Annotated in this window: 1 protein-coding gene; it reads left to right on the forward strand. The window is 45.3% G+C overall.

Going from position 1 to position 1,726, the window contains the following annotated elements; genetic code table 11:
* The first annotated feature begins 414 nt into the window (after positions 1–414).
* Entirely contained in the window at positions 415–1,650 is a 1,236-nt protein-coding gene (locus V7L12_RS30705; RefSeq protein WP_335090184.1) for a mercuric reductase, read from the forward strand.
* Positions 1,651–1,726 lie beyond the last annotated feature (76 nt).

The raw sequence follows: 1,726 nt of genomic DNA on the forward strand, positions 1-1,726 counted from the left end.
TCTATTGGCGCTTTCAAACTACAGATGCACGGAGAAAAATGGAGCGCTTATATCCGACTGTTTGACCCAGCAAAGTAGCCTTGGCAGACTACTAGCCAAGCGACAGAAGGTATTCGAGTGTATAAGTTTCGGAATGGAATTTATGAATACTGGGTGTGGGATGGCACGTTAGATAACCCGCAGTCTGGAACTTTAGAGGTGTATAAAAACAACCGTATCTTGATGAAGCAAGCTTGTAGAAAAAGTTGAATCTTCTAGCGGGTGTTATGCACTTTTTGAAAACCCAGTTAGGGCAAGCATCTTGAGTTACGCTCGCCAAATACGTTATCGCTAAAACCTTCTTAGTCAGCCAGTTTTTTCTGAAATTCATAATACCTTCTAGAAATCTTATTCACCTGATCAAACTCAAAGGATATGGAAGTGAACGCTCAACACTATGACGACATTATTATCGGCGGCGGCAAAGCGGGTAAAACACTTGCACCGGCGTTAGTCGCTGACGAACGTAAAACCGCTCTGGTTGAACGCAGTTTAAATATGATTGGTGGTGGGTGCATTAATATTGCCTGCATTCCTACTAAAACTATGGTGGCGAGTGCCAATGTGGCAAACACAGTGCGAAACAGTGCCGCTTATGGTGTTAAAGCTAATACACCCATCGTTGATCTAGCAGAGGTAATCAAACGAAAACGAACGGTTGTGCAATCTGCCCGTGAAATGAACTTGCACAATTTAGAAACGGCTCTGGATAACAACTTGCTCATTGGCACAGCAAGGTTTGTTGCTCCCAAAACAATTGAAGTGACGACGACTGAGGGAAACACTCGCGTACTTACCGCTGAACGATTGTTTGTTAATACAGGTACACGACCGTTAATTCCATCCGTACCCGGACTCATAGAAGCTAGATTTTTGACAAGTGAGTCGATTATGGAGTTAGAACACCTGCCTGAACACCTGATCGTTCTCGGTAGTAGCTATATTGGTTTAGAGTTTGCCCAGATGTTTCGGGGCTTTGGCTCTCGCGTTACTGTCATTGGGCAAAGTGAGCAAATCCTGTCACAGCAAGATCCAAATATAGCGATCGCAGTTCAAACATTGCTGGAACAAGATGGTATTGAATTCTTGCTGAAGGCGAAGGTGTTGAGGGTCGATCGCACTGGTAATGAAACCATCCTGCAAATCCAAGTTGCCGATCGTGAAATCACCCTCCAGGGGTCGCATTTGCTCGTCGCCGTTGGTCGTGCGCCCAATACCGATAGCTTAAATTTAGCTGCTGCTGGTGTGGCAACCGATACACGCGGATTTATTCAAGTCAATGATCGCCTGGAGACGAACGTACCTGGAATTTGGGCGTTAGGCGATATCAACGGCGGCCCGCAATACACTCATATATCGCTCAATGATTATCGCATTATCAAAGCTAATTTAATTGATGGGGGCAACCGTAGTACACGGGATCGATTGGTTCCATCCTGTCTGTTCATCGATCCAGAACTGGCTCATGTGGGTTTGACTGAAACTGAAGCACAGCAACAAGGATATGCTATCCGCGTGGCGAAGGTGGATGCGTCAGCCGTTCCTAGAGCGAAAACACTCGGTCAAACTGATGGACTTTTGAAGGCGATCGTGGATATAGAACCCATTTGACATCTTATCAGGTTTTGAATTAAGGTACTCCTCAGCATGTAAAATCCAATACTAATGGCGTATTCCAGCAACCTCA

It is taken from the genome of Nostoc sp., assembly GCF_036918245.1.
Lineage (GTDB): Bacteria > Cyanobacteriota > Cyanobacteriia > Cyanobacteriales > Nostocaceae > Nostoc.